The organism is Mesorhizobium sp. M7D.F.Ca.US.004.03.1.1, assembly GCF_003998635.1.
Taxonomy (GTDB): Bacteria; Pseudomonadota; Alphaproteobacteria; order Rhizobiales; family Rhizobiaceae; genus Mesorhizobium; species Mesorhizobium loti.
In genome coordinates this window covers 1-3382 of sequence record NZ_RZQG01000663.1, presented here as the reverse complement: position 1 = coordinate 3382, position 3382 = coordinate 1, and the positions used below count along the sequence as shown (strand labels likewise).

At 62.4% G+C, this 3382-nt stretch carries 3 protein-coding genes; all 3 read right to left on the bottom strand.

The window, feature by feature from the left end; translation table 11 throughout:
- Window positions 1–223 precede the first annotated feature (223 nt).
- Window positions 224–1219: an ABC transporter substrate-binding protein gene (locus tag EN935_RS27570; RefSeq protein ID WP_109658699.1), complete on the bottom strand. Its 996-nt coding sequence runs from the start codon at window positions 1217–1219 to the stop codon at window positions 224–226.
- Between the two features lie 335 nt (window positions 1220–1554).
- Entirely contained in the window at window positions 1555–2553 is a 999-nt protein-coding gene (locus tag EN935_RS27565; RefSeq protein WP_127263213.1) for an aldo/keto reductase, read from the bottom strand.
- Window positions 2554–2619: 66 nt separating this feature from the next.
- On the bottom strand, window positions 2620–3382 hold a 763-nt coding region (locus tag EN935_RS27560; RefSeq protein WP_164771381.1), incomplete at its 5' end, for a UxaA family hydrolase.

Here is a 3382-nt window from a genome sequence, read left to right as displayed (position 1 = left end):
ATTCGAGGATGGTCCGCCCCGGTTCCAGCACGGGTGCCGGATGCAGGTCCTGCGCTGTCGACGTCATGACAATCCTCCCAGATTGGTCTCACGGTTGGCAGGCGGCGAGGCTGTGACACACCTCATTTGCAGCCTAGCCCAAGGCAGCGGATTGCCAAGCCGTTTGTGCCGAAGCTGATGTTTCCGGGGCGCGAGGCCCCGGAAACAGTTTTCGTGCCGATGCTTACTTGAGCTTCGGGTTGAGCAGCGCGTCGATCTTGGGGTCTTTCATGTTGGCCTTGGTCACCAGATTGGCGCCGGTGTCGACATTGGCCTCGACCTTCTCGCCCTTCGAGGCGGCGAGCGCCGTCTTGATGCCGTCATAGCCCATCCGGTACGGATCCTGGACAACGAGGGCGGAAATGACGCCGTCATTGAGGAACTTGATCAGCTTCTCGTCGCTGTCGAAACCGACCAGCGCCAGCTTGCCGCCAAGGTTGTTTTCGGCGACAGCCTGACCGACGCCCTGCGCCATGATCAGGTTGGAGGCGAAGATGCCCTTGAGGTTCGGGTTGGCGGTGATCAGGTCGGTGGCGATGTTGAGGCCGGTGGTGGCCTGGCCGTCGGCATATTTGTCGGCGACCAGCTTGAGGCCCGGATATTTGGCCTTGAGCTGTTCGGTGAAGCCCTGCTTGCGCTGTTCGAGCGAGCCGGCGCCCGGTGCGTTGGTGATCAGGGCGACGTCGCCCTCGATCTTGCCGCCGTTGGCGGCGCCGATGGCGGCTGCGAGGCCGTCGGCGGCGACGCGGCCGCCCTGCACATTGTCGGTGGTCAGGAACGAGGTGAAGGCCTTGGAGTCGGCGCCGGAGTCGATGCCGATAACCTTGACCTTGGCAGCGGCTTCATCGATCGGCTTGCCAAGCGCCTTGAACTCGGTGGGCGCAATGACGATCGCCGCCGGGTTGCTGGCAACGGCGTTCTCGAGGATCGAGACCTGGCCGTTGACGTCGGTCTCGGCCTGGGCGCCGAGTTCCGGCACGTTGACGCCGAGATCCTTGCCGGCCTTGCGGGCGCCGGCCAGAACGATCTGCCAGTAGAAGGACGTGGTGTCCTTGACGATGATCGGGATGGTCACATCCGCCGCCGAAACCGGCGCCGAATGCATAACGCCGGCGAGCATCGAAGCTGCTGCCAACGCCATAACGGCGCGGCGGTTGAGAATGCTGGTCACGAATTTCATGAGGTTCCTCCCTAAGTCGCCCGGTGAACGTTACGGAAGCTCCGTCCGGATAGGCGTGGCCCAAACAGAACTTTATCAATAAAAAACAGTTGCCATGTTTTGATAGTGCATCAATCCAGCCGATGCAAGCGATGTTTGACCAGTCCTCGCGAGGCCTGGCAGAGGCAGATCCACCGCGCTGCTCCTCCCTTGCCGCTGTCAAACACTCCCGTTTCCGTTTCGCGAATATATGGAATATTAATTCCACATATTCGTCAATATGGAATGTTCATTCTTTCATGGGATCGCAAGAATGTGAAGCCCGGGTCACCGTTCACTGCGGGTGGATACGCGTTTCACGCCAGCTCCTGCACCAGCGTATAGGGGCGATATTTGGCGTATTCCGTCTCCGGCACGTCGATGTCGAGCAGTTCGAGGTTGCGCGTCAGGTTTGCCAGCTTGGCGGTGCCGGTCAGCACGGTGGCGACCGCGGGTTCATGCAAGGGGAACTGGAACGCAGCCGCGGCCAGCGGATAGCCGCCCTCGGCGGCGATCCGTTCCATCGCACCGACGCGGTCGAGCACGTCATGGCTGGCAGGGCGGTAATCGAAATGCGCGCCTTGCACGGGCCCGGTCGCCAGGATGCCGGAGTTGAAGACGCCGCCGATGACCAAGGACGTCTGTTGCGCCCGGCAGAGCGGCAGCAACTCCGCTTCGGCGCTGCGGTCGAGCAGGGAATAGCGGCTGGCGAGCAGAATGCAGTCGAGTGGCGCCTCGCGCATCACGTCGAGACAGATCTGCACCTCGTTGACGCCGAGCCCATAAGCGGAAATGACGCCGGACCGTTTCAACTCTTCGAGCGCCTTGAGGCCGCCATCCATCAGCTCGCGAAAGTGCAGCTTGGTCTTCTCGACACCATGTGTGTAGACGCCAATGTCGTGGACAAACAGGATGTCGATCTTGTTTAGACCAAGCCGCGCATAGCTGAACTCGACCGATCGCATGATGCCGTCATAGGAGTAGTCGTAGTCGAGCGCGAAGGGCAGCGGATCGACATAGGAGTGATCGGGAACCTGATCTTCCGGCACCGGGCGGAACAGGCGGCCGACCTTGGTGGACAGCACGTAGGAATCGCGCGGTTTGTAGCGCAGGAAGTCGCCGAAGCGGCGCTCCGACAGACCGAAACCGTAGAAGGGTGCGGTGTCGAAATAGCGCAGGCCGGCTTCCCAGGCGCCCTGCAGCGTCTCCATCGCCGCTTCACGCGAACAAGCGCGGTAGAGACCGCCGATCGCAGCACCGCCGAAACTGACCTCGGTGACCTCCAGCGCTGTCTGGCCGATGCGGCGTCTTTCCATGCACAACCTCCCCGTTGCCGGCCGTTGCTCGGCTCGGCAGTCTACTCGATATCAGTACAATCTAATCTAGAGCGTTGCGCCAAGATGCCAGGGCACGAACTCGTTGTCGCCGTAGCCGAAATCCTCGCTCTTGGTCTTGCGGCCGGAAGCCGTCTCGACGATCAGTTCGAAGATCTCGCGGCCCATGCCGGCGATGGTTTTTTCACCGGAGGCGATGACGCCGCAGTTGACGTCCATGTCCTCTTCCATCTGGTGATACATGGTCGAATTGGTGGCGACCTTGATCGACGGCGTCGGACGGCAGCCGAAGCAGGAGCCGCGGCCGGTGGTGAAGACGATGACGTTGGCGCCGCCCGCCACCTGGCCGGTGGCCGAGACCGGGTCGTAGCCGGGTGTGTCCATGAACACCAGGCCGCTGCCGGTGACTTTTTCGGCGTAGCCGAAGACACCGTTGAGCGGCGTCTGCCCGCCCTTGGCGACCGCGCCGAGCGACTTCTCCAGGATGGTGGTGAGGCCGCCGCGCTTGTTACCGGGCGAGGGGTTGTTGTCGATCGAAGCGCCATGCTTGGCGACGTGATCCTCCCACCACTTCACGAAGCCGTCGAGCTTCTGTGCGATCTCCGGCGTTGCCGCGCGGTAGGCAAGCAGATGTTCGGCACCATAGATTTCCGTCGTCTCGGAGAGGATGCCGATGCCGCCGACACCGGCCAGGATATCGACGGCCGCGCCCAGCGCCGGATTGGCCGTAATGCCCGACATGCCGTCGGAGCCGCCGCATTGCAGGCCGACGACAATCTCGCTGACCGGGATCGGCTCACGCCTCAGCTGA